This is a genomic window from Streptomyces sp. V4I2, assembly GCF_030817655.1.
In the GTDB taxonomy this organism is placed as follows: domain Bacteria; phylum Actinomycetota; class Actinomycetes; order Streptomycetales; family Streptomycetaceae; genus Streptomyces; species Streptomyces plumbiresistens.
The window spans coordinates 1596293-1620417 of the sequence record NZ_JAUSZM010000003.1; the positions used below are offsets into that span (position 1 = coordinate 1596293).

Sequence of the window (24125 nt, forward strand, 5' to 3'; positions counted from 1 at the left end):
GCAGGGGTGAGCGAGTTTTCCACAGTGGCGCCGTCGTCCACCGAAGCGCACTGTGTCCTTCTGCCCAACCGGCAAGGGCCGTACCGTGATTCACGCGAGGCGCAGCCCATCGGGTCATCCCGGCGGACAGCGGAGACCACGCGTGTCCACCTCGACGAACACCTCGCCGAACACCTCCACTGGCACCTCTACCGGCACCTCGACTGGCACCTCGACGAATCGGCGTCCACCAGCCGTCCGAAGAACGGAGCACCGCAGCGATGAACGACCCCAGGATCCTGACCGTGCGCCCCGAACCGGGCGAGTACGCCTGGACGTTCGGCGGGGCGCCGCCCGTGGCGCGTATCGCGCCCGGCACAGTTCTCGACCTGTACACGGAGGACTGTTTCGCCGGCCGGGTGCGGTCCGAGAAGGACCTGGTGTCCGAGGTGTGCGAGTTTCCCTTCCTCAACCCCCAGACGGGTCCCTTCTATGTGGAGGGCGCGGAACCGGGCGACACGGTCGCCGTGCACTTCGTGTCGATCGAACCGGCGCGGGACTGGGCCGCGTCGACCACGGTCCCCCTCTTCGGCGCGCTCACCTCGACGCACACCACCGCCACGCTGCAGCCCCCTCTTCCGGAGACCGTCTGGATCTGGCAGCTCGACCGCACCCGGCGCACGGCGTTGTTCCGCGCCCACGACAGCGACATCGAGCTCGAGCTGCCCCTCGACCCGATGCACGGCACCGTGGGCGTGGCTCCCGCCAACCTGGAGGTGCGTTCGGCGCTGGTGCCGGACGCACACGGCGGGAACATGGACACGCCCGAGATGCGAGCGGGCGTCACCTGCTACCTCGGGGTGAATGTCGAAGGCGCCCTGCTCAGCCTCGGCGACGGGCACGCCCGCCAGGGCGAGGCGGAAACCTGCGGAGTCGCCGTCGAGTGCGCCATGAACACCGTGGTGGTCGTCGAGTTGCTCAAGGGGCTGGCCACGCCCTGGCCGCGGATCGAGTCGGACACCCACATCATCTCGACGGGCTCGGCGCGCCCGCTGGAGGACGCGTTCCGGATATCCCAGCTTGACCTGGTGCAGTGGATGGTGCGCGACTACGGGTTCAGCGCGCTGGACGCGTACCAGTTCGCGACCCAGGCCGTGGAGTCGCCGTTGGCCAACGTCTGCGACACCAACTACACCTGCGTGGCCAAGCTCCGCAAGCAGTGGCTGCCGCCCCGCGAGACACACCGGGGAGTGCATGCGCGGCTGCGAGAGACGGCGGTGACTCTCCGAAGCTGAGCACCTCCACCAGACGTCGGGCGCCGGTCTCGCCACTCGGGCACGCCTCACCAACCCCCCGTCCTCGAAAGGCGATTCGTTCATGGAACGCGCAAGACCGCTCGTCAACAGGCGTCGGCTGCTGAAGGGCACCGCTCTCGCCGCCGTCCCCTACGCGCTGCTCCCCGACGCACGCGCCGGAGCCGAGCCCCAGGCCGTCGACTTCCCCGCCGCCGAGTGGCAACCGGCGACCACGTACAACTACACGGTGGCCGACCGGCCCACCGCCCACCCCGTCGACCACGTGATCATCCACGTCACACAGGAGACGTACGCGCAGACGCTGGCCATCTTCCAGAACCCGCCGAAGAAGGTGTCGGCGCACTACCTCGTCCGGTCGGCCGACGGCCACGTCGCGCAGTGTGTCCGCGAGGCCGACATCGCCTGGCACGCGGGGAACTGGGACAACAACACGCGCAGCATCGGTTGTTTCTGCTGACCTGCCGTGTCTCTTAGCGCGGTTGGATGCATCACTCGAGCACGTTTGCCTGCTGTGCGGAGCGGTGTCTCTCCGGACCGTCAGTGGGTATGGAGGTCGCGTTTACTCCAGTGAGGGCTGGGAGTCCTGGGGGCTGCTGGCGAAGCCTGTGATCCCCGAGGGGATGGCGATGCTGATCGACGACGACCTGCTCTTCGAGGACGGGCGTGGGCCGGGGGCTGCGGCGGTGGCCAATGAGTGGTTGCGGCTGCGGCCGTCGGATGAGTGTCCGGCGCCGTCGTCGTGGGGGACGTACGCGCGGATCCTGCGGGACTGGATCGTGGCCGCTCAGGTGCACGGAGTAGAGGTCTTTGACACCCGGGACCGGTTGAAGGCCCTGTTGAGTACCTACGCGGTGGATCGGTCGAGTGGTGATCCGAAGCAGTATTTGGGGGCGGTGACCTGGAACCAGCACATGAGTGTGCTGGGCAAATTCTACCGGTGGGCGGTGGACGAGCAGTACGCGACGGCGGTGCCGTTCACCTACCGACAGGCGGTGGCCATCTACACAGAGACGGCCCGTCCGATCCTGGTGAATCACGCCAGGCGGCGGGTACCGCACGCTCACGTGACGATCAAGTACCTGGAAGGCGACTTCACTGCCGCCTTTTCAATGACACCGCACGGACCCGCAACGAGGAGGCGATCAGGGCCGCTATGGACCGTCTCCTGCGCGGCGAACTCCCGCCCGGCGGACGGTGCGACCTCACCTCGCGGCCAAGGCCGGAGTGTCTCGCACCGGTTTTTGCTCGAAGAAGGACCGCGACGGCACTGTCCGCGATGGCCCCTACCAGCATCTGCGCCAGGAGTTTGAGCGGCGCCTGAACACCGAGCGAGAAGCTGGGACGGTCCTGGACCCACGAGACGCTCAGATCGAGCGACTCCAGGCTGAGAATTCGGCACTGAAGGCACGCATCGCCCTCCGGGACACAGCCGTTGATGAACTGACCGCATTCAAAAGGCTGGCGCTGTCCCGGCTCGCCGCCCAGCACGACGAGATCACCCACCTACGCGGATCTCAGCCCCAGCCCGAAGAACCCACTCCCCTGCGGCCAGTTCACCGCAACTAGCCACAGGACACCCTCGGTTCGGGAAGCTGCTCACCGCGCTGCTCACCGCGCTGCACGCCGGGAGGAGCAGAGGTGGGCACGGTGGAGCAGTCTGGGGGCCGGGTGGGCGTGGCTATGGTCGTGGGTGGTCATGGTCTGTATCCGGTGTCTGGTTCCGGCTCGCCGTCTGGGGCGTGTTGTGGGTCAGGTGCTGATGTCCGTGGGGGTTCCGGCGGGAAGCCAGCGGAAGCGGTTGCGGATGTCGGCCGGGGCGCGGGCGAGTTCGTCCTCGATGGCGGCGCGGCCTTCTCGGAAGTGGTGCCATCCCTCGTAGTGGACGGGAATGGCGGTCAGCGGCAGCAGCAGGCGGCACAGTTCGACGGCGTGGGCGGCCGTCATGGTGTAGCGGATCGGGCCGGTGACGGGGAAGCGCACACCGCCGAGGTGCAGCAGGGCGGTGCCCACCTGCATGCGCTGGGCCACCTGCCGGACGCCGCCGTAGAGGACGGTGTCCCCGGAGATCCACAGCACGCCGTGCCGCTGGCCTTCCCATTTCAGGCCGAACCCTGTCACCTGGCCGGTCAGCGGCCGTGACAGTGGTGGGCCGTGGCGGGCGGGTGTGGCAGTGATGTCGATCGTGGGGCGGTTCGGGGCGTGGAGGCGGGTGGCCTGCCAGGGGGTGAGGCCGCGGGCGTTTCCGCCGAGGCGCCGGGCTGCGGCGGGGGTGGTGATGACGGCGTCGGCGGCCTGGAGCAGGGTGCGTCCGGTGGTGTCGAGGTTGTCGCCGTGGTGGTCGTGGCTGAGCAGGATGGCGTCGATCGGGGGCAGGTCGGGTGCGGCGAGGGCGGGACCGGTGAGCTTGCGGGAGGAGGTGCCCCAGCCAAAGGGGTAGGTGCGGCCGGGGGGATCGAACGTGGGGTCGGTCAGCAGCCGCCAGCCGCCGATTTCGATCAGGGTGGTCGGGCCGCCGATGTGGGCGATGCGGACGTCGCTCATGCAGGATTCCTTCCGGGGCCCGGGACGGGCGGTTCTGTCCCGGGCCCACAACTGGCGGGCGTGCGGGTCAGGAGTGGCCGAGCGCCCAGTCGAGGGCGTAGTCGGCGACTTCTTCCCAGCCGTTCTGTGCCGGCATCAGGTGGGAGCGTCCTGGGTATTCGACGATCTCGGTCAGGGTGTTCGCCTTGTAGTGCTTGGCGTTGGATCGCTGGATCTTCGGCGGCATCAGGTGGTCGTTCTCGCCGGCGATGAACAGCAGCGGCGCGCGGTTGTCGTTGTGGTAGTCGACGTAGGAGTCGGCGTGGCCGGGGTGGATGTTGGCCAGCGCGCTGCCCCAGAACACATGGCCGGAGGCGGGAATGTGGTAGCGCTCGTACGTCGCCTTCGCCTGGTCTTCGGAGAATGTGTTGGTGAAGGCGTAGCGCCACTGGTCGTAGGTGAAACCGACGGCCTTGTGCCGGTTGGCGGGGTTCTTCAGCACCGGGAATGTCGCTTTGACCTGTGACAGGGGGACGACGGCGACACCTTCGGTGGGGGCGGAGTTCATCGCGACTCCGCAGGCGCCGTAGCCGTGGTCCAGGAGGATCTGGGTGAACACCCCGCCCGCGGAGTGCCCCATGAGGATTGGCCTGCTGTCGAGGCCGTCGATCAGCTTCTCCAGCGACGAGATGATCGCGGGGACGGTGAGCTGCTCGATGGGTGTGGGCTCGGCGTTGAGGGCCTCCACCTCCGCCTCGAAGCCGGGATAGGCGGGTGCGAGGACCCGGAAGCCCTTGGCCTGGTAGTGGGCGACCCAGTGTTCCCAGCTGCGGGGCGTGACCCAGAAGCCGTGGATGAGGACGATCGTGTCGGGTTTCACGGGTGTGCCCTTCAACGGGTGGCGGTGTAGGCGGCCTTGATGACGCCGGCGGCGGCTTTCGGGTGGGAGATCATGACGACGTGCGAGGAGCGGATCTCGGCCACCTTGCTGCCGGCCCGCTTGGCCATGAACCGCTGGGCGGCGGGCGGGATGACCTTGTCCTCGGTCGGGATCAGATACCAGGAGGGGATGGTTTTCCAGGCGGGTGCGCCGCTCGGGCCGCCGAGACCCTCGACCGAGCCGGGACGCTGGGTGGCCGCCATGAGACGCGTCTCGGCGGCGGGCAGATCGGCCGCGAACACCGCCCGGAACCTCTCCGGCGCGATGTAGCCGTCGGTGCCCTGGCCGCCGCCGGGCAGCGGATAGGGGCGCGGGATGAGCGCGGTACCCAGTTCGCTGCCGGGGAACTGCTGCGCCAGTTGCAGCGCGCTCTCGCCCTCGTCGGGCGCGAACGCCCCCAAGTACACCAGGGCCTTGACGCCCGCGTGCCCGCGGGCGGCATTGGTGATGACGATGCCGCCGTAGGAGTGGGCGGCCAGGATCACCGGGCCGGTGATGGTGTCCAGCACGCTGGAGATGTACGCGGCGTCGCTCGCGGTGTCCCGCAGCGGGTTGGCCGGCGCGATCACCGGAAAGCCGCTCTGCTGCAGCAGCCCGATGGTGGCGTTGAAACCGGAGGCGTCGGCGAACGCGCCGTGCACGAGGACGACCGTCGGTTTGGTTCCGCCGCCCGAGCGGGCGGTGTCGGCGGAGGTGGCCGACGCGGGGGTGGGGGCGCCGACGAGAGTGGCGGCGCCTGCCGCGAGCACCCCGCCGAGGACGCGGCGGCGCGGATGATGGCCGGGATTCATGATGTGACTCCTTCTGAGGCGGGCATGGCAGTGCAGGGCCGTGCGGGGACCGCGTGCCGGGGCTCGGTGCGGCGCCGGCTCAGGAGTTGAGGAATTCCAGCAGGTCGGCGCCGAGTTGATCCTTGTGGGTGTCAGTGATGCCGTGCGGGGCGCCCGGGTAGACCTTCAGCGCCGCGTTCTTGATGCGGGCGGCCGACGCCTTGCCGCCGACATCGAAGGGCACGACCTGGTCGTCGTCGCCGTGGATGACCAGCGTGGGCACGTCGATGGCGTCCAGGTCGGTGCGGAAGTCGGTGGCGGAGAAAAGTGGATCATCCGCCGCCGGCTCGAGAGCGCCCGCAGCGACCTCGCAGCCCTCGGACATTCGCACCGCACGATCGACGCCGTCGCCCGCAGTTGGGGCTTCACCAACCCCACCTTCTTCTCCCGCCGCTTCCGCGAGGCCTACGGCACCACCCCCAGCCAATGGCGGAGACTCTCCCAGCAGGGCCGACCCTTATCCCCACAGGACGATCTCTGACCAAACAGCGAGCAGGCGCCGACAACGTGCGCCTGGTATTCACCTGGCAGACACTGTCGTCTGGGAAGGCAGCATTCGATCCGCGCGCCCACCACGGAGGCCGCCGTGCTGTTTCTGGACACCAACGACCTTCCTGTCGCCGACCGGGTTGCCGAACCTCTCGTTCATCCCTGATGCGATGTAGGGGCGGAGCCTCCCCCTTCGGCCGGGCCACGATGGATCGCCGCAACGCGACACACGAACGGCTCCGGCCTCGTGTAAAGCGACACGACCTGTGTGGGACACGGTGTCTGCTGACACAAGCAGGGCATCGAGCACGAGGGCTGGGTGGACCGGACCGCCTACTTCACCGACGCCCTGTACGAGCGGTCGGCGCGGCTGACGGCGGCGATCTGCGCGAGGTACGGCATTCCGAAGGACCGCGCGCACATCATCGGGCACTACGAGGTGCCGGGCACCGACCACACCGATCCCGGGCCGAACTGGGATTGGGCGCGCTACATAAGGCTGGTCAACTTCGCCTGACGGAGCGGTGAGCGCCTCACCGTTCGGGTGAGCGCGGTCGAAACGGTTGTCGGGGCGGGCACCCGGCGTGACCATGTCCCCCCAAGCACATCGCTTTTCGGGGAGGCCGAGTTGTCCGATCCGTGGGTGGCCCTCGAGCCGGGGGCCGACCCTGCCGAGCACCTGCAAATGCTGCGTCGCGCGCACGAGACGTTCACCGAGGTGGGCATGGTGCCGCGGCCGGTCCGATCGGTGGTGGCCGATTCGTGGCGGCGTTCCGCACGGGCCGGTGTCGGGCCCGACGGCACCGCGAGCGTGGAACTCATGGACGGTGACCTCGGTGCCTACCGCGCCGAGCATCCGCTGGCGCGGGTGATGCCGCTGTTCCGTGAGCTGCTGGGCACGTTCGCCTCCGACGGCGAGCACCTGCTCGCGGTGTGCGACGCGCACGGCAGACTGCTGTGGGTCGAGGGCCATCCGGCCACTCGCGCACAGGCGGGACTGATGAACTTCGTGCCGGGTGCGCGCTGGGCGGAGACGGCGGTCGGGACGAACGCGCCGGGTACGGCGGTCGCCCTGGACCGGCCGGTGCAGGTGTTCGCGGCCGAGCACTTCATCCGGCGGGTGCAACCCTGGACCTGCGCGGCGGCGCCGGTCCACGATCCGCGCTCCGGGCGGGTGCTCGGTGCCGTGGACATCACCGGTGGGGACGGGCTCGCGCATCCGCACAGCCTGGGGTTCGTGCAGGCCGTGGCGCGGGCCGCCGAGTCCCACCTGGCGCTGCTCACACCCGAGCAGCCCGCCACCGACACTGCCGAGCTGACCGCGCTGGGCCGCGACGAGGCCCAGTTCGTCACGGGTGGTCGCAGGATCAGGCTCAGCCGTCGGCACAGCGAGATCATGGTGTTGCTGGCCCGCCATCCGGAGGGGCTGACCGGCGACGAGCTGCTGTGCACGCTGTACGAGGACGAGTCGGTGACGCCGGTGACGCTGCGCGCCGAGTTGGCCCGGCTGCGCCGGGTGCTCGGCCCGGGCCTGCTCGCGTCGCGGCCGTACCGGCTCACCGTCCCGGTCGAGTCCGATGTCGGGGTGGTGGAGCGGCGGCTCGAGACCGGCGCGGTCATGGCGGCCGCGACCGCGTACGCGGGACCGCTGCTGCCCGGCTCCCAGGCCCCGTCGGTACGCAGGCTCAGGCGCCGTCTCGCCGACGGACTCCGTACCGCGTTGATCGCCCGCCGCGATCCCGACCTGCTGGCGGACTGGGCGCACGCGCCCTGGGGCGAGGACGACCTCGACGTATGGCGGGCACTCGCGGCGGTACGACCGACGCCGGCGATCCGGGCACGCCTCGCCGCGCTGGAGTCGGAGCTGGCGGCGCCGCCGGCGTGGTCCCGTTCGCCGGGACACTGACCCAGAGGCCGAAGGACCCGAGGACCCGAGGACCCGCCTTGCGCCGGTTCACGCAACGTACCTGCAACCTCCCGCTGCCTAGCCTCGCGCCGAGAGCTGCCCAACGGCGGGCAGCGCTTCTGAAGGAGGCCGACCGGCATGACTCGTTACGCGGCGCCCGGAACCGAGGGCGCGATCGTCTCCTATCAGGCGCGCTACGACCACTTCATCGGGGGCGAGTACGTGCCGCCGGCCCGCGGACAGTACTTCGAGAACCCGTCGCCGGTGAACGGGCAGCCGTTCACGGAGATCGCGCGCGGCACGGCGGAGGACGTGGAGCGGGCTCTGGACGCGGCGCACGCGGCGGCGCCCGGCTGGGGTCGCATGTCGGTGACCGGGCGTTCCGACATCCTGCTGAAGATCGCCGACCGTATGGAAGCGCATCTCGAACCCCTGGCCGTCGCCGAGACCTGGGAGAACGGCAAGCCGGTGCGGGAGACGCTGGCGGCCGACATCCCGCTCGCCATCGACCACTTCCGCTACTTCGCGGGCGCGATCCGGGCGCAGGAGGGCTCGCTCGGCGAGCTCGACGACGACACGGTGGCGTACCACTTCCACGAGCCGCTCGGCGTCGTCGCCCAGATCATCCCGTGGAACTTCCCCATTCTGATGGCGACCTGGAAACTCGCCCCCGCCCTCGCGGCGGGCAACACGGTCGTCATCAAGCCCGCCGAGCAGACCCCGGCGTCCCTCCACTACTGGATGAGCCTGATCGCCGACCTGCTGCCGCCGGGCGTGGTGAACATCGTCAACGGCTTCGGTGCGGAGGCGGGCAAGCCGCTCGCGTCCAGTCCGCGGGTGGCGAAGGTGGCGTTCACCGGTGAGACCACGACGGGGCGCTTGATCATGCAGTACGCCTCGGAGAACATCAAGCCGGTCACCCTGGAGCTCGGTGGCAAGTCGCCCAACATCTTCTTCGACGACGTGTGGGCGAAGAACGACGACTTCCGCGACAAGGCGCTCGAGGGCTTCACGATGTTCGCCCTCAACCAGGGCGAGGTGTGCACCTGCCCGTCGCGCGCCCTCGTCCAGCGCGGCCACTACGCCGAGTTCCTCGAGGCGGCCGTGGCCCGCACCGAGCTGATCCGGCCCGGCCATCCCCTCGACACGGACACGATGATCGGCGCCCAGGCGTCCAACGACCAGTTGGAGAAGATCCTGTCCTATCTGGACATCGGCCGGCAGGAGGGCGCGAGGATCCTCACCGGCGGCGAACGCGTCGAGTACGACGGCGAGTTGAAGGGCGGCTACTACGTCCAGCCGACCATCTTCGAGGGCGACAACCGTATGCGGATCTTCCAGGAGGAGATCTTCGGACCGGTGGTCTCGGTGACGTCCTTCGACGACTTCGACGACGCGGTGAAGATCGCCAACGACACGCTGTACGGCCTCGGCGCGGGCGTATGGACACGGGACATGAACACCGCGTACCGCGCCGGCCGCGCGATCCAGGCGGGCCGCGTCTGGACGAACTGCTACCACGCCTACCCCGCGCACGCGGCGTTCGGCGGCTACAAGCAGTCCGGGATCGGCCGCGAGACGCACAAGATGATGCTGGAGCACTACCAGCAGACGAAGAATCTGCTGGTGTCGTACTCGCCGAAGAAGCTGGGCTTCTTCTAGACCCAGATAGACCCGGAAAGAACCAGATAGACCCAGAAAACGGCGCCTGGCCAGGACAGGTATCCGCCAGGCGCCCTTCTGTGCCTCCGCTTGGACAGCGAGTCGAAACGGGGCCGGGCCATTCCTGTCCCGCGCCGCCGCGGCTCGCGAAATGGCGGACCGTCAGCGAATCCGAACTCGATGCCGTACAGGGGAGCGAGCCTTGCCGCAAACAGGCCGATGAAGGCCACGCGGCGATGCATGGGCGAACCGGGTGCGACCCATGAGGCATCGGTCTCTTTCCGGGACCGGCCTGCCAACCGCCCACGTGATGTTCCATGATGAGCGAGTCATGCACCGACCAGCCACGACTCCCCGCGCGCCGCTGCCCGTTCTCCGGGCCGCGGTGTTCGCCATCGTCGGCACGGTGCTGGGGGCGAGCGCCCACCACCTGATCGCCGAGGGGCCCGTGCCGTGGGTACAGGGCGCGGCCGCGGCCGCCGTGCTCTTCGGTCTCGGGCTCGTCGGCACACGCCGCCCACGCGCCCTGCCTACGGTCGTCGCCTGGAGCGTCGTGGCCCAGTCCGGGCTGCACCTATGGCTGATGCTCACCGTGCACGCCCGGCACATGCCGGCCACGGCAGCACATCATCACGGTGGGCGCTCCCACAACGCCCACACGGCCTGGCACGAGCGCCTGCACGCCTCCGTGGCCATGACGGCGGCGCACGCACTGGCCGCCGTGCTCGTCGCAGTCCTGCTGCACCGCGCGGACGCGGCGTGCTGGACGCTGGCCCGGGGTGTGACGGCAACGCTCGATGGGGTACGGGCGCACCTCACCGCCGCCTGGACACAGGTCGCGGGGCGGTCACCGGCACCCAGGGAAATCCGCCTGCCGATTCTCGTATCGGCGAAGAGCGAGCAGCCACCGCCGATGGGACCGGGGCTCGCGCATGCGGTGGTTCGGCGGGGTCCGCCGCCGACGAGGGCAGTGCTCGTCAACTGACCCCGCCAGGGCACCGGTTCGACCCACCGTACGGCCGCCCCGCCATACCCCCATGCCTGGAGACACCCATGTCCCGCATCACCTTGCCGCGCACCGCGCGGCGCCTGACCGTCGCCGCTGCCGCCGCGGCGACCGCCGTTCTGCTCACCGCCGTTCCGGCCGCCGCCCACGTGGAGGTGGAGTCCGACAAGGCCCAGGCACTCGCCGTGAATGCCGAGCTCACCTTCGTGGCCGAGTCGGAGTCCGCCACCGCCGGGATCACCGAGCTTCGGGTGGTCCTCCCCGAGGGCGTGGCACCCGCCGACGTGACGTACGGAGAGGGCCCCGAGGGCTGGACGTTCACCGCGAACAACGACGGCTACACCGTCAAGGGCCCGGCGGTGAAGGTCGGCGAGGACGCCGAGTACTCGATCGTCGTCCGGCAGCTGCCCGACGCGAAGGAGCTCGCGTTCAAGACGTTGCAGACCTACAGCGACGGCAAAATCGACCGCTGGATCGAACTGGGCGAGTCCAGCGGCGGCGGCCACGGCAACGGAGCCCCGGTCCTCGAACTGGAGGCCGCCGCACCGGGCGCGAAGCCGGTCAGCCCGTCCGCCGGCGAGTCGGAGAGCCCTGCCGCGACGCCGACGCCGACGCCGACCGCCGAGGAGACGGCCGTCTCGCCCTCCCCGCAGGCGGCCGACACCGAAACGGACGGCGACGGCGGTCTGTCGGCGGGCGCCTGGACCGGCATCGTCGCGGCAGTGCTTGTCGCGATCGCGGCCGTGGTGTTCGTCGTACGCCGCCGGGGCAGCACCCAGCAGTAGTCCGGCTGCCCACTGCCAGGGCCCTTGCGCGCCGAGTCGTCTCGGAGTGCAAGGGCCCTCGTACGACTACGACCCGCCACTCGTGCGGAGCCTTCCCGACCACCCGGTGATCCGCTGGTTGAACGCCTCCACCACCAGGCGCCGCAGATGCCCGTCGCTGAGCCTGGCGCGCGAGCGGGGCGGCCGGCTCAGAAGTTCTCCACGAGCCAGGTCGCCGCCAACAGCAACACCGCGAAGGAGGCCAGCACCGCGACCGCCTGGGCGACCCAGCGGGGAATCCGGTTCATCACGTGCATCCTCACCTCGGGGTCCTGACTTGCTTGTACCCCGTGGCGTGGCTCCTACCTCATCATCGGCGGGCCCGGAACCGCCCGGATGAATCCGCCCGATCCGGGTGGTCCAGTCACACGGCGACCCCGAAGGCGGAGTTCCACAGCCTCTGCGACACCACGCGCGGTCTGGGCAGGGGCCGCTGCCCCGTGCTCTCCCTCACCGCCACCACCGCCGTCGTCGCCGTTGTTCAGCCCCATCTCGGAGGCGAGGGCGCGCCGCTGCGGGGAAGCGGCCTGCCAGGCGCGCGTGTGCGCGGGCTCCAGCCAGCGGTCTGCCTCCCTCAACTCCAGGTGGGCCCCGGCCGAACGCCAGGTCACGACGGAGTCGGGACGGCTGCACAGCCACAGGTGGCCTCGGCCGCGGACCACACCACCCATCGCGACGGGGAGCGCGTCCGCCAGCCGCCCGGGGTGCAGGGGCGGCGGGCGCGCCACAGCACCGTCTCCGGCCCCTGGGCCGGCGCCGTATCGCGTAGCCGGAACCGTCACCGGCTCCAGTCGCGCCTGCCACTCGCCCTCGGCGCCGGGGGGCGCGGCCCGGACCAGCGAGGCCCGCAGCTCGGGCCCGGATCCGTTGATGTCCGGAGATGTTACGAGGCGGGCACGTGGGTTGAGCCGGGAGGCCAACGCGGTTGCGGCACACGCCTGTTCGCCGTCGCCGCCCGCGGGGGCCGGCACGAGCAGTACGTCCGCCGCCTCCACCTGCCGAACGGCAGCCTCGGCCGGACTCAGGGCCTCCCCATGCTCACGCCCGCTCCACAGCCGTACCGCCTGATGAACGCAACCGACGTCCACCATGAACGACGACGGCTCCACTCCGACCACCACGGGTGCCGGCTCGTAGTGGTCCGCCAGCGAGCCGCTCGCCACGCGAGCACGCCACAACTCCACCAGGAACGGCAGGACCTCGACGTCCCCGGGCAGGGCGAGAACCACATGCACCGGGCCCGCACTGCGCCGTAGAGACACAAGGTCCTGACGGAGAATCACCACAGGATCTCCCGTCGCCCCCCAGGATGCCTCCCGCAGGGACGCGTCGACGCCCGACAGGAAACGCTGGACGACCGGGTACCCCGTCTCCTGACCCTGGATCGACACGGCCAGCCGCACGGCGCGCGGAGACAGCCGCCCTTCTGCACGCCGGCGCCCCTCAGTTGAGGTGGACGACTTGCTGCGGGGCGGGCGCCGCGCGGAGCCTGTCGGGCAACGTCCCGTCGTCGGGCATCCCGGCCCGCAGCCAGGCACCGACCGCTTCCGCGTCGGCCCCGGTGACGAGCGGGCCGAGCCGTACGACGGCCCCGGCCGGCTTGCGATCCGCCGTACATGGCTGCACGGCGGCGTGCAGTCCGCGGTCCGACCGGCAGTGCAGAACCTTCTCCAGGCAACCGGTGGAGACCATGACCCCGTGGGGACAGCCCCGGACGGCGCGACGCAGCCCGTCCATCAGCCCGTTGGTCTCGGCGTGACACGACGCGCAGACGACGAGGGTGAACGGGCGGCTCCTACGGCCGCGTGCCGCGTCACTCATATCCGTGCCCTTCCCCGAGTTATTGAAAATGGTTTCCATTTTTATAGCACAGTCGGGCGACAGTTGGGGGGCCCGTCAACTGTCACCAACTGCCGGGCCGGCACCTACACCTGGGCCAACCGGACCACCGACCTGGTCGAACGCACCCGCGACCGGGTCAAGGAGTTCCTGAACGACCCGCACCCGGAGCGCTCGGCCGTCCACTTCACCAGCGGCACGACCGAGGGCCTGAGCACGATCGCCCGCGACTGGCTGGCCGCCTTCCTCTCCGACGGCGACGAGTCGTACCGGTCGCCGACCACCAGGCCAACATCCTCCCCTGGCTGGAGACCCAGCAGTCACTCGCCCGCCAAGGCGTGCACGTCCGCGTCCGGCCCATGCCCTACCAGCCGAGCTCTGGAGACTACGACCACATCGCGCTCGCCGAACTGGCCGGCCCGCGGACCCGGTTCGTCGCCGCCACCCACGTCCACCACGTCTACGGCGGCGACATGAACCCGCTCCGCATCCGCCGGGCGGTCGGCCCGGACGCGGTCATCTGCCTGGACGCCGCCCAGAGCGTCGGCCACCTGCCGGTGTCCGTGGCCGACCTGGACGTCGACTTCGTCGTCTTCTCCGGGCACAAGGCCCTGGCCCTGCCCGGCACCGGCGCCGTCTGGGCCCGCCAGGCACGCGGGCCGGACTGCGCCCCCGGAGGCTGGAGCGGCACCCCGAACACCGCCGGCATCGCCTCCCTGGCGGCGGCGCTGGACTGGCTGGACGCCACCGGCGTCGACCGCATCGAACGCTGGACGGTCGCCCTGGCCGCCCGGCTCACCGAAGGACTGCGCCACCTGGACGCCTACGAGGTGCTCGGCTGTCCGCTCAGCCTGGCCGGCGAGAAGACCGACTCCGTGCGCGTGAGCCTGCACGCGTACAACACCCCGGAGGAGATCGACCGGTTGCTGTCCGTTCTCGCCGGACTCCAGTGATACGGAGTCCGGTGATCCGAAGCCCAGTCATGCGGACGATCAATCCGAATGGACGATGCGGGAGAATGGGAACCGTTTTCACCTGTAGCCTCGGAGCGGCAAGGAATGACAGGTGCGAGACGGCGAGGTGGCACGACCGGATGGGGCTGAGCATGGCGACGGCCGCGCGGTGGGTGGAGCGTTGGGAACGGCAGCAGCAGCGGTACGCCGTCGACCGCGAGGAACGGTTCACCGTGATCGCCGACGTCGTCGAGCACATCACCGCGGGCCGCGCGGCCCGGCCCTTCATCGCCGACCTGGGCTGCGGCCCCGGCTCGCTGGCGGCCAGACTGGCGCGGCGGCTGCCGGACGCGGACATCGTGGCCGTGGACATGGACCCCCTGCTGCTGGAGCTGGCCCGCACCCACCACGCCGACGCGGCCCGCTACGTCGACGCGGTGATCGGCGAGACCGGCTGGACCGAGGCGCTGGACCTGGACCGTCCACTGGACGCGGCCGTCACGACGACGGCACTGCACTACCTCGACACCGACGCCCTCCGCCGTACGTACCGGCAGCTCGCCGCACTGCTGCGGCCCGGCGGCGTGCTCGTCAACGGCGACCATCTCCCGCAGGACCACTCCGGCCCGGTGAGCCTCACCGCCCACGTCGGACGTCGCCGGGCCGACCGGCAGCAGGCGTTCGCCCACGAGGACTGGGCGTCCTGGTGGGCGGCCGTCGCGGACGACCCAGAACTGACCGACCTGCTCGCCGAGCGCCGCCGCCGGACGGCGGCCGGCACCGGCAAAGGCCGCGCCCTGTCCCTCTCCGGCCACCTGAGCCTGCTGCACGAGGCCGGCTTCGGCCAGGCGGGGCCGGTGTGGCAGTACGGCGAGAGCTACGTGGTCGTGGCCGTCCGATAACGCGGGCGAGCCCGTGAGAAGCGGCTGCTGTGGCCGGCCGACCCGCCATATCCGTCAGCCGCCGCTCCTCCCCGGCCCGTCCCTCAGTTCAAGCCGGCACCTTGCCGCGGAGCGAGCGCCGCGCGCATCCGGTCGTGCAGCGTGCCGCCATCCGTGACGAAAGGGCCGAGGCTCCCACGCCGGGCAGGGATTCGCGCCGCGGGCCCGCGTGCTCGGCGGGCGGCTCTTCGCGGACCTGGACCACGGGCTGTACTCGAGTGTCGAGGTGCTGCGCACCACCCCATCCGTCACGCACATCATTTTCAATAACAGTCCTGTCTCTTCCACGCCCGAGGGCCCCTCCGCGATCACTCGCGAAAGGGCCCTCGTTGGACTCACCGGCGTCCGACCGGCTCAGAGCAGCCGGTCCTTCGCCTTGTAGTAGGCGCCACCGAACGGCAGGAACCAGGGCGTGCCGTTGTAGAAGGGGACGGGCACCTTCGGGAAGCCGAAGCCGCGCAGGGGGTTGGCTTCCGGCTTGCCGTCCATCATCTCGGCCACGGCCCGGCCCATGTAGGTGGCCATCTGGACGCCGTGGCCGCAGTAACCCATGGAGTAGTACAGGCCGTTGACGTCACCCGCGTGCGGAACTCGGTCCCAGGAGAAACCGACCATGCCGCCCCAGACGTAGTCGATCCGCGTCCCGGCCAGCTGCGGGAAGATCTCCGTCATCTCCCGCTTGAGGATGTCGCCGCTCTTGACGTCGGAGGCCGGGTTGGAGGGGGCGAAGCGGGCCCGGCCGCCGAAGGCGAGGCGGTTGTCCGGGGTGAGACGGACGTAGTGGCCGACATTCTTGTGGGCGACCAGCAGGCGGCCGTTCGGGATGAGCTCCTTGGCGCGTGCCTCCCCCAGCGGCTCGGTGACGATGATGAAGCTGCCGACGTTGATCAGCCGCTTGCGGAACCACGGCATCGACTTGTCGGTGTAGGCGTCCGTCGCCGCCATGACCTGCTTGGCACGGATGGTGCCGTTCATGGTCTCCACCAGGAAGCCGCCGCCGGGGAGGCGGGTGAGGCCGGTGGCGGCGTTGCGCTCGTGGATCTCGGCGCCGGCACGCTCGGCGGCGTCTGCCAGGCCGCCGACGAACTTGCCCACGTGCAGGCCCGCGCTGAGCGGGTCGAGCAGGGCACCGTGGTAGTAGTCCGTGCCGAGCTCGGCCCGCAGTTCGCTCTTGCTCAGGACGATCGTCTCGTGGCCGAAGTTGTCGGCCAGGTCGCGCTGCTTGGCCCGCAGGCCGTCGAAGTGCCCGGGCTTGCAGACCGCGCCGAGGCGCCCGGAGCGGTTGAAGTCGCAGTCGATGTTCTCGGTGCGGGTGAGCTCCTCGACGACGTCGACCGCCTCGCGGAAGGCGTCGTACAGCTCACGGGCCCGCTCCTGCCCGTAGCGCTTGCGCGCCTCGGCGGGGCTGATGGTGATGCCCTGGGTGCACATGCTGCCGTTGCGCCCGGAGGCGCCCGAGCCCACCTTGTCCTTCTCGACCAGGACGACCCGGGCGCCCTTGCGGGCGGCGTGGTAGGCGGTGGACAGCCCGGTGAGACCGCCGCCGATCACCACCACGTCCGCCTCGTCGGGCAGGTCCTTTCCGGAACGGTCGGGGAAGGCGGGGGCCGTGTCCAGCCAGTAGGGGATCTGCTTCATGGCGTGCGTCCTCTGTGTTCTCGGTCTGTTTCGCCGGTGCGCCGTCGGTCAGCAGCCGAGCAGCTTCGGCAGGCCCGACAGGTCGGGCAGTTCGTCGTACGGCTGGTAGTCGGCGCTGCCGGGGCGGCCGTAGCGGTTGATCCACACCCGGCGCTTCAGGCCGAGGTCGCGGGTCGGGATGTGGTCGTACTCCCAGCCCTGGGCGGTGTGGATGACCTGCGACGGCTCGACGCCGATGGTCTTGAAGGCGTGCTCGAAGGTCTGGCGGTCCGGCTTGTAGGCGCCGGCCTGCTGGGCGGTGATGACGTGGTCGAACTCCACGCCGATGTTCTCGACGTTCCGCGCGATCAGGTTGTCGTCGGTGTTGGAGATGATGGCGATCTCGTACTTGGTCTTGAGCTGCCGCAGTGCCTCCGGGACCTCCGGGAACGGGCCGAAGGTGGGGACGGCCTCGACGAGGGCGTCGCCGTCGGACGCGCGGTACTCCAGGCCGTGCAGGCGCATGGCGTTGCGCAGGCTGGAGTGCAGGATCTCGTGGTACGGGCGGTAGGCCTCCAGGACGGCCTGGAAGCGCATGACCCGGAAGTCGTCGAGGAACTCGTCGACGTCCAGGTTGTCCAGGTCCAGCCGGCCGGAGTCGGCAAGGATCTTCAGCGTGGTGGGGCCGAGCTGGAAGTCGACCAGGGTGCCATAGGCGTCGAAGGTGACGATCTCTCGCATGGTTTTCAGCCTCGATTCGCGGGTTCCGTAAGGGAGTTGGGCTCTTCAGACGACGCGTTCGCCGGGGGTGACGATCGCGTCGAGGGCGGCCAGGTCGGCCGCGTCGGGGATCCAGTCGGCCGCCGCCGCGTTGGCGGTGACCTGTGCTGGGGTCATGGCACCGCAGATGACCGAGCCGACCGCGGGCAGTGCGGCCAGTCCGCCCACGGCGACCTGGAGGAGGGTCAGGCCGCGGTCGGCGGCGTACACGGTGAGTGCCTCGACGCGGTCAAGGGCCGCGTCGGTGAGCCAGCCCTGCCGCCAGGACAGCCGGCTGCCGGGCGGGGGTTCCTGGCCACGCCGGTACTTGCCGCTGAGCAGGCCGTTGGCCAGCGGGTAGTACGGCAGCAGGCCGATGCCGTGGCGCAGGCAGCCGGGGATCAGGTCGGTTTCCACGCCGCGGTCGAGCAGGTGATAGCGGGCCTGGGTGGACACGAAGGCGTCGGTGAGCCGCTCGGCGGGGAGGTTCGAGCAGCCGAGGTGGCCGATCTTGCCCTCGTCGACGAGCTCGCGCAGGGCGGCGACGGTCTCCTCCAGCGGGGTGACGCCGTCCGGCTCGTGGTACTGGTACAGATCGATCCGGTCGGTGCCGAGCCGGCGCAGCGACGCCTCGACGGCGTACCGGATGTAGGGACGCGCTCCGCGCCGACCGTACTGGTCCGCGTCGGACCCCATCTCCATGCCGAACTTGGTGGCCAGGACGACCTGGTCGCGGTGCCCCTTGAGGGCGGCGCCGAGCAGGCGTTCGCCGTCGCCGCGTCCGCTGCCGCTCTCGCCGAACCCGCCGTACATGTCGGCGGTGTCGAACAGGGTGATCCCGGCGTCGAGGGCCGCGTGCACGACGGCCTTCGTGCCGTCCTCGTCCAGACGGGAGCCGAAGTTGTTGCCGCCGACGCCGACGACGGAGACGGTGGGCCCGCGTTCACCGAGCGTGCGATATCTCATGACCGGTCCCCGAACCCGATGCAGACGTTCTTGGTCTGCGTGTAGCTGGCCAGGGCTTCGAGGCCCTTCTCCCGGCCCCAGCCGCTGTGCTTGTAGCCGCCGAAGGGGAGTTCGACGCCGGTGCCGATGCCGGTGGCGTTGACGGAGACCTGGCCGGCCCGGATGCCCTCGGCCAGGCGCATCGCCTTGTCGATGTCACGGGTCCAGACGTAGGAGGACAGGCCGTACGGGCTGTCGTTGGCGATCCGCAGGGCCTCGTCCGCGTCGTCGAAGCCGATGACCGTGATGACGGGGCCGAAGATCTCCTCGCGGGCACATCGGGCGTCGTTGGTCAGGCCGGTGAGGACGGTCGGCTCGACGTAGTAGCCGTCGGCCAGTTGGGGGTCCGCCGGAGCGCCGCCGCCCACGCGGACCGTGGCGCCCTCCTGCCGTGCCAGGTCCAGGTAGCCCAGCACCCGGTCACGCTGCCGGGCGGCGACCAACGGGCCGATGTCCGGGTCCGTCAGACCGGGACCGACCCGCAGGGTGGCGATCTTCTCGACCAGCCGGTCCAGGAACTCCTCGGCACCGCGCTGGAGCAGCAGCCGGGTCCCCGCCGAGCACATCTGCCCGGCGTTGCTGAACGACGCGCCCATGATCGCCTTCAGTGCCAGGTCGAAGTCGGCGTCCGCGAAGACCACGAACGGCGACTTGCCGCCCAGCTCCGTGACGGACGGCACCACGTTGGCGGCGGCGGCCTGGGCGACCTTGATGCCGGTCGGCACCGAGCCGGTGAAGGTGACCTGGTCGATGCCCGGGTGGCCGGCGAGGGCCGCACCGGTCTCGCCGTCGCCGGGGACGACGTTCAGCACGCCCGGCGGCAGACCGCACTCCAGGGCGATCCTGCCGATCTCCAGGGGGGTGAGCGGCGCCTCGGGCGACGGCTTGAGCACCACCGTGCAGCCCGCGGCCAGTGCCGGGGCCGAGCCCCTCGCGGTGTTCTGAAGCGGATAGTTGAACGGGATGATCTGGCCGGAGACGCCGATCGGCTCACGGACCGTGTAGTCGATCAGACCGGGCCCGAGGGGGATCGTGGAGCCGCCGAGCTTGTCAGCGACGCCCGCGTAGAACTCGAAGTAGCGGGCGGCGGACTCGACATCGGCCTTCGCCTGGCTGAGCGGCTTGCCGACGTCCTGGCTCTCCAGGCGTGCCAGGCGTTCTCCCTGGTAGCGGATCGCCTCGGCGATGCGGTGGAGCAGCCGGCTCCGGTCGGCGGCACGCATCCGGGCCCACTCGGGGGCCGTGAAGGCCGCCCTGGCCGCCGCCACCGCCTGGTCCACGTCCGCCGCACCGGCCAGCGCCACCTGAGCGATGGCCGTGCCGTCGGACGGGTCGAGGACGGTGAAGGTGCGGCCGTCGGCGGCGGGCACCTGCTTGCCGTCGACGACAAGCAACTGGATATCACCGCTCATGGCCGGATCTCCCCCTGCACCTCACCGAAGATGACGACCTCGTCGCCGGGACGGACCGTACGGATCCGGCGCACCCACAGCACGATGCCGTCCTGCGGGGCGCGGACCTCCTCCAGCTGGTTGCCGTAGTGGTCGACGATGGTCGCGATCAGGTCGCCTTCCTTGCAGGTCTCCCCCGGCTCGGCCTGGGCGACGAAGAAACCGCCGGCGTCGGAGCGGGCGAAGGTGCCGGAGACGGCGGTGTAGGTGTCCCGCAGCTCCGCCTCGCCGTCGATCATCTTCAACTGCCGCAGGATGTTGCGGATCGAGTGCATGTGCAGGGCGACGTTCTCCTCGCGGTACGTGCCGCCGCCGACCTCGATGGTGATGGCCGGCTTGCCCGCCGCGAGGGTGGGGTGGCGGACCGTGCCGCCCCACTTGCCGCCCTTCCAGACCAGGTCGTGCCCGGCCGCGAGGGCGAGGTCGGTCGCCAGGTCCTCGTAGCCGCCCTGGAGGATGACCAGCGGGGCGATCTCGCCGAAGGTGCCGCCGGTGTGCAGGTCGACGAGGGCGTCGATGGCGGGGACGACCTGCTCGACGAAGGTGGCGGCCAGGCGCAGGGAGTACGAACCGTCCGCGTCACCGGGGAAGATCCGGTTGAGGTTCAGGTGGTCGAGGCCGCTGGTGCGGGCTGCCGCCTCGAACGCCGGAGTGTTCATGCAGGGGATGGCGACGAGCGTGCCGCGCAGGGTGGCCGGGTCGATCTCGGCGAGGACGCGGCGGACGGCCTCCTGGCCGTCGTACTCGTCGCCGTGCACGCCGGCGTCCACACACAGGACCGGGCCGTCCTGGGCGCCGTTGACGACGATCAGCGGGATGCCGAGCTCCACGCCGTAGCTGCTGGTGCCGACGGGGATGAGGCCCTGGGCACGCTCGCCGGGGGCGACGGTCAGCGGACCGATGGAGTACATGTCGTTCCTTTCAGAAACGTTTGTGCCGGAAGCAGGTGTCACAGGCGGGCGGAGGCCTCGGCGAGGGTCTGCGCGAGGACGTCGGCGATCTCGTCGAGGAGGGCCCGGTCGCTGATCAGCGGGGGCGCTATCTGGACCAGCGGCGCTGCGCGGTTGTAGACGCGGGCCAGGAGACCGGCCTCGCGCAGCCGGCGCGGGATCAGGTCGACGATCAGGTCGGCCCGGGCGGTGTCGCTGAAGCCGCCGCCGTCGAGGTCGCCGACGAGTTCGCAGGCGTAGAAGAACCCGGCGCCGCGGACGTGGCCGACGATCGGCAGGTCCGTGAGGGACGCCATGCGGTGCGCGAGGTGGTCCTGGAGGCCGCGGACGTTGTCCAGGATCCTGTCCCGCTCCATGATCTGAAGGCTGCGCAGGGCGATGGCCGCACTCAGCGGGTGCCCGGCGAAGGTGTAGCCATGGTTGAGGACGGCGCCGGGCCGGTTGATGACCTCGACGACGCGGTTGCTGACCAGGGTCGCGCCCATGGGGGCGTATCCGGCGGTGATGCCCTTGGCGACCGTGACGATGTCCGGGCGGGCGCCGTAGCGGTCGCCGCCGAACCACTCCCCCAGCCGTCCGAAGGCGGTGATCACCTCGTCGGCGACGAGCAGGAAGCCGTACCGGTCGGCCAGGGCTCGAAGGCCCGGCCAGTAGCCCTCGGGCGGGGTGATGCAGCCGCCGCGGTTCTGCACCGGCTCGGCGATGAGCATGGCGACGGTCTCCGGGCCCTCGTCCAGGATCGCCGCCTCCAGTTCGGCGAGCAGGCGGGCGGTGTACGTGTGGTCGTCCATGTTCTCGGGGGCCTCGAGGGCGAGGCCGAAGCGGTTGGTGTTGGACACGAACCGGGTCTCGATCGCGCCGGGGCCGTATGGCTCGCGCAGCCCGGGGTCGTCGGTGAGCGACAGGGCGCCGATGGTCAGCCCGTGGTAGGCGCCGCGCCGGGAGATCGCCTTGGTACGGCCCGGCTCGCCGCGCAGGGCGTGGTAGCGGCGGGTGATCTTCCAGGCGGTTTCCACGGCTTCGGCGCCGCCGCCCGAGAAGAAGGTGTGCTCGATGTCGACCGGGGCGATCCGGGACAGCCGCTCGGCGAGTTCGATCGCCGTGGGGTGCGCGGAGTTGGACCACAGCGGGCTGAAGCACAGCTCGCGCAGCTGCTTCTCGGCGGCTGCGGCGAACTCGGGGGCGTAGGAGTAGCCGAGCTGGCAGCAGTACAGGCCGGAGAGGCCGTCGATGAAGCGTCTGCCGTCGGCGTCCTCGACGTAGGGGCCCTCGCCGCGCCGGACGACGAAGAGGTTCTCGCCGCCAGGGCCCAGCGAGCCGTTGGGGGTCATGTTGAGGAGCAGGTGTCTGGCCGCGGTGGCGGACAGGTCGTCGGCGGGGGTGCGGGTGCTGGTGGTCATGTCGCGGTCTCACTTCCGGCGGTGAGGCCGACGCCGGGCTCGGTCGGCAGGAGGCCGTCCTGCTTGCCGGAACCGCTCAGCCGGCGCACCGCGGCCACCAGGGCGAGGGCCACGACGGCGACCGCGATGAGGATCGCGCTGACGGCCGTCACCGACGGGTCGACGTCGTACTGGAGGACGTTGAACACCTGGACCGGCAGGGTCACGGTGTCCACGGAGGACAGGAACTGGGAGATGAAGAACTCGTCGAAGCTGGTGATGAAGGAGAAGATCCCGGCGGCGACCAGTCCGGGCATGGCCAGCGGGAAGGTGATGCGCCGGGCGACGGTGAGGCGGCCGGCGCCCATGCTGGCGGCGGCGTCCTCCAGCCGTTCGTCGATGCCCTGCAGCGTGGCCATGAGGATCATCACCGCGATCGGTGAGGCCAGCACGGTGTGGCCCAGCGCGATGGCGATCGGGCTGCCGAGCATCGAGGCCGGCTCGAAGAGCAGGAACAGGCCGAGCGCGAGGACGACCTGGGGGATCACCAGTGGGGCCAGGACCAGTCCGTAGACCGCCGAGCGCAGCGGCAGGTTGCTGCGGACCAGTGCCGTCGCCGCGGTCACCCCGAGGACCAGTGAGAAAACCGTGGTCAGGGAGGCGACCAGGGCGCTGAGCGACAGCGCGGCCGGCCACTTGCTGCCGTCGGCGAACAGCACCTTGTACCAGCCGAGCGTCCAGGAGCTGGGCGGGAAGGAGCCGAAGGCGTCCTTGCCGAAGGAGGTGACGACGATGACGACGATCGGCAGCACGAGGAACAGCAGGATCAGCGTCGAGCACACGACGAGCGTGATGCGCCCGGCCAGGGTGGAAGGGAGTCCGGTCATGATGCGGTACCCCGATTCCGGTACGCCTCGCCGGCCGACTTCAGCATCCTGAGCAGCAGCAGTCCGGCGAAGGTGAACAGCAGCAGGATGATGCCGAGCGCCGCGGCGCCGTTCCACTGGTCCTGCTTCATCACCTGCTCGTCGATGAGCGAGGCGACCATGGTCTGCTTCTCCCCGCCCATGAGGGCCGGGGTGAGGTAGTAGCCGAGGCAGAGGATGAAGCACAGGATGCCCGCGTTGACCAGGCCGGGAGCGACCAGCGGCAGATAGACGCGACGAAAGATCGTCACCCGTCCCGCGCCCATGCTGGCCGCGGCGGCCATCAGCCGGCGGTCGATGCCCTTCATGACCGCGTACAGCAGCAGCACCGTGTACGGCAGCATCACCGAGGTGGTGCCGATGACGACGCCGGTCTCGTTGTAGAGCAACTGGAAGGGCGCACCGGGGATGTGAAGACCGGTCAGGGCGTTGTTGATGACGCCGTGTTCACCGAGCAGGATGATCCAGCCGTAGGTGCGCACGAGCGCACTGATGAAGTGCGGGACGACCACGACCACCATCACCAGCCCCGCCCACAGGGGCTTGAGCCGGGACACCGCGGCGGCCAGGACGAAGCCGATGACCAGGCTGAGCAGCGAGGTCTCGGCGGAGATCCGCAGGGTGGTGAGGAGGATCTCCAGGTTGGCGCCCTGGAAGGCGTCGGTGTACCAGTGCAGCGTCAAGCCGCCGTTCTCGCCCTTGAGGCTGAGAAGCAGGGTGCTGAAGATCGGGTAGATGAACAGGACCAGCAGGTAGATGACGACGGGCGCGGCGTTGAACAGTCCGAAGCGAGTGCGCCGGTCGGACAGCGACACGCGGCTCCGTCGTTTCTT

The 24125-nt window shown here is 70.3% G+C and carries 22 protein-coding genes and 3 pseudogenes; 11 read left to right on the plus strand and 14 right to left on the minus strand.

From position 1 onward, the window contains the following. Positions 1 to 260: 260 nt before the first annotated feature. From QFZ76_RS08195 to QFZ76_RS08205, 3 genes and pseudogenes are all read left to right on the plus strand, one after another. Positions 261 to 1274 (plus strand): acetamidase/formamidase family protein, encoded by a 1014-nt coding sequence (locus QFZ76_RS08195; protein ID WP_307673089.1) that lies wholly within the window; start codon positions 261 to 263, stop codon positions 1272 to 1274. 82 nt (positions 1275 to 1356) lie between these two features. Beyond that, positions 1357 to 1740 (plus strand): annotated as a pseudogene (locus QFZ76_RS08200) (N-acetylmuramoyl-L-alanine amidase); the annotation flags it as partial. 181 nt (positions 1741 to 1921) lie between these two features. Next, positions 1922 to 2605, plus strand: a complete 684-nt coding sequence (locus QFZ76_RS08205) for a hypothetical protein (RefSeq protein WP_307673090.1) — start codon at positions 1922 to 1924, stop codon at positions 2603 to 2605. 439 nt (positions 2606 to 3044) lie between these two features. Here the strand turns inward: QFZ76_RS08205 and QFZ76_RS08210 are convergent, their stop codons facing one another. The 4 genes from QFZ76_RS08210 to QFZ76_RS08225 all read right to left on the minus strand — a co-directional run bounded on the left by QFZ76_RS08210 (position 3045) and on the right by QFZ76_RS08225 (position 5916). After that, entirely contained in the window at positions 3045 to 3836 is a 792-nt protein-coding gene (locus QFZ76_RS08210) for an MBL fold metallo-hydrolase (protein ID WP_307673091.1), read from the minus strand. Between the two features lie 67 nt (positions 3837 to 3903). Then, positions 3904 to 4695, minus strand: coding sequence for an alpha/beta hydrolase (locus QFZ76_RS08215; protein WP_307673092.1), 792 nt, complete (start codon positions 4693 to 4695; stop codon positions 3904 to 3906). Between the two features lie 11 nt (positions 4696 to 4706). Continuing rightward, positions 4707 to 5546 (minus strand): alpha/beta fold hydrolase, encoded by an 840-nt coding sequence (locus QFZ76_RS08220; RefSeq protein ID WP_307673093.1) that lies wholly within the window; start codon positions 5544 to 5546, stop codon positions 4707 to 4709. A 79-nt stretch (positions 5547 to 5625) separates the two neighbouring features. After that, positions 5626 to 5916, minus strand: a complete 291-nt coding sequence (locus QFZ76_RS08225) for an alpha/beta fold hydrolase (RefSeq protein WP_307680380.1) — start codon at positions 5914 to 5916, stop codon at positions 5626 to 5628. Between QFZ76_RS08225 and QFZ76_RS08230 the strand changes: the two genes are divergently transcribed. The 6 genes and pseudogenes from QFZ76_RS08230 (at position 5860) to QFZ76_RS08255 (ending at position 11433) form a co-directional block, all read left to right on the plus strand. Then, a complete protein-coding gene (locus QFZ76_RS08230; RefSeq protein WP_307679960.1) occupies positions 5860 to 6066 on the plus strand; it encodes a helix-turn-helix domain-containing protein in 207 nt (68 codons plus the stop codon). The genes QFZ76_RS08225 and QFZ76_RS08230 overlap by 57 nt on opposite strands. 306 nt (positions 6067 to 6372) lie before the next feature. Further along, positions 6373 to 6591 (plus strand): annotated as a pseudogene (locus tag QFZ76_RS08235) (N-acetylmuramoyl-L-alanine amidase); the annotation flags it as partial. A 111-nt stretch (positions 6592 to 6702) separates the two neighbouring features. Next, positions 6703 to 7980 (plus strand): GAF domain-containing protein, encoded by a 1278-nt coding sequence (locus tag QFZ76_RS08240; protein WP_307673094.1) that lies wholly within the window; start codon positions 6703 to 6705, stop codon positions 7978 to 7980. A gap of 138 nt (positions 7981 to 8118) precedes the next feature. After that, complete coding sequence (locus QFZ76_RS08245) at positions 8119 to 9642, plus strand: aldehyde dehydrogenase family protein (RefSeq protein WP_307673095.1); 1524 nt, start codon at positions 8119 to 8121, stop codon at positions 9640 to 9642. Between the two features lie 331 nt (positions 9643 to 9973). Next, positions 9974 to 10627, plus strand: coding sequence for a hypothetical protein (locus tag QFZ76_RS08250; RefSeq protein ID WP_307673096.1), 654 nt, complete (start codon positions 9974 to 9976; stop codon positions 10625 to 10627). A gap of 68 nt (positions 10628 to 10695) precedes the next feature. Further along, positions 10696 to 11433, plus strand: coding sequence for a DUF1775 domain-containing protein (locus QFZ76_RS08255; protein ID WP_307673097.1), 738 nt, complete (start codon positions 10696 to 10698; stop codon positions 11431 to 11433). Between the two features lie 341 nt (positions 11434 to 11774). Here QFZ76_RS08255 and QFZ76_RS08260 read toward each other — a convergent pair whose 3' ends face one another. After that, positions 11775 to 12707, minus strand: coding sequence for a GTP-binding protein (locus tag QFZ76_RS08260; RefSeq protein WP_307673098.1), 933 nt, complete (start codon positions 12705 to 12707; stop codon positions 11775 to 11777). A 208-nt stretch (positions 12708 to 12915) separates the two neighbouring features. Then, complete coding sequence (locus QFZ76_RS08265) at positions 12916 to 13293, minus strand: hypothetical protein (RefSeq protein WP_307673099.1); 378 nt, start codon at positions 13291 to 13293, stop codon at positions 12916 to 12918. A 12-nt stretch (positions 13294 to 13305) separates the two neighbouring features. Here QFZ76_RS08265 and QFZ76_RS08270 point away from each other — a divergent pair. Further along, positions 13306 to 14264: pseudogene (locus QFZ76_RS08270) on the plus strand (aminotransferase class V-fold PLP-dependent enzyme); the annotation flags it as partial. Positions 14265 to 14404: 140 nt separating this feature from the next. Further along, a complete protein-coding gene (locus QFZ76_RS08275; RefSeq protein ID WP_307673100.1) occupies positions 14405 to 15166 on the plus strand; it encodes a trans-aconitate 2-methyltransferase in 762 nt (253 codons plus the stop codon). A 393-nt stretch (positions 15167 to 15559) separates the two neighbouring features. Here QFZ76_RS08275 and QFZ76_RS08280 read toward each other — a convergent pair whose 3' ends face one another. The 8 genes from QFZ76_RS08280 to QFZ76_RS08315 are packed head-to-tail and all read right to left on the minus strand — an operon-like array spanning position 15560 to position 24107. Next, complete coding sequence (locus QFZ76_RS08280) at positions 15560 to 16843, minus strand: FAD-binding oxidoreductase (RefSeq protein WP_307673101.1); 1284 nt, start codon at positions 16841 to 16843, stop codon at positions 15560 to 15562. Between the two features lie 48 nt (positions 16844 to 16891). After that, on the minus strand, positions 16892 to 17563 hold the full coding sequence (locus QFZ76_RS08285) for a haloacid dehalogenase type II (protein ID WP_307673102.1): 672 nt from the start codon (positions 17561 to 17563) through the stop codon (positions 16892 to 16894). Between the two features lie 45 nt (positions 17564 to 17608). Beyond that, complete coding sequence (locus QFZ76_RS08290; protein ID WP_307673103.1) at positions 17609 to 18547, minus strand: aldo/keto reductase; 939 nt, start codon at positions 18545 to 18547, stop codon at positions 17609 to 17611. Next, positions 18544 to 19998, minus strand: coding sequence for an aldehyde dehydrogenase (locus QFZ76_RS08295; protein WP_307673104.1), 1455 nt, complete (start codon positions 19996 to 19998; stop codon positions 18544 to 18546). The genes QFZ76_RS08290 and QFZ76_RS08295 overlap by 4 nt, the downstream gene beginning before the upstream one ends. Beyond that, complete coding sequence (locus tag QFZ76_RS08300; protein WP_307673105.1) at positions 19995 to 20948, minus strand: succinylglutamate desuccinylase/aspartoacylase family protein; 954 nt, start codon at positions 20946 to 20948, stop codon at positions 19995 to 19997. The genes QFZ76_RS08295 and QFZ76_RS08300 overlap by 4 nt, the downstream gene beginning before the upstream one ends. A gap of 38 nt (positions 20949 to 20986) precedes the next feature. Beyond that, a complete protein-coding gene (locus tag QFZ76_RS08305) occupies positions 20987 to 22387 on the minus strand; it encodes an aminotransferase class III-fold pyridoxal phosphate-dependent enzyme (RefSeq protein WP_307673106.1) in 1401 nt (466 codons plus the stop codon). Further along, positions 22384 to 23253: an ABC transporter permease gene (locus QFZ76_RS08310; RefSeq protein WP_307673107.1), complete on the minus strand. Its 870-nt coding sequence runs from the start codon at positions 23251 to 23253 to the stop codon at positions 22384 to 22386. The genes QFZ76_RS08305 and QFZ76_RS08310 overlap by 4 nt, the downstream gene beginning before the upstream one ends. Next, a complete protein-coding gene (locus QFZ76_RS08315) occupies positions 23250 to 24107 on the minus strand; it encodes an ABC transporter permease (protein ID WP_307673108.1) in 858 nt (285 codons plus the stop codon). Before QFZ76_RS08315 ends, QFZ76_RS08310 begins: the two co-directional genes overlap by 4 nt. Positions 24108 to 24125: the final 18 nt, after the last annotated feature.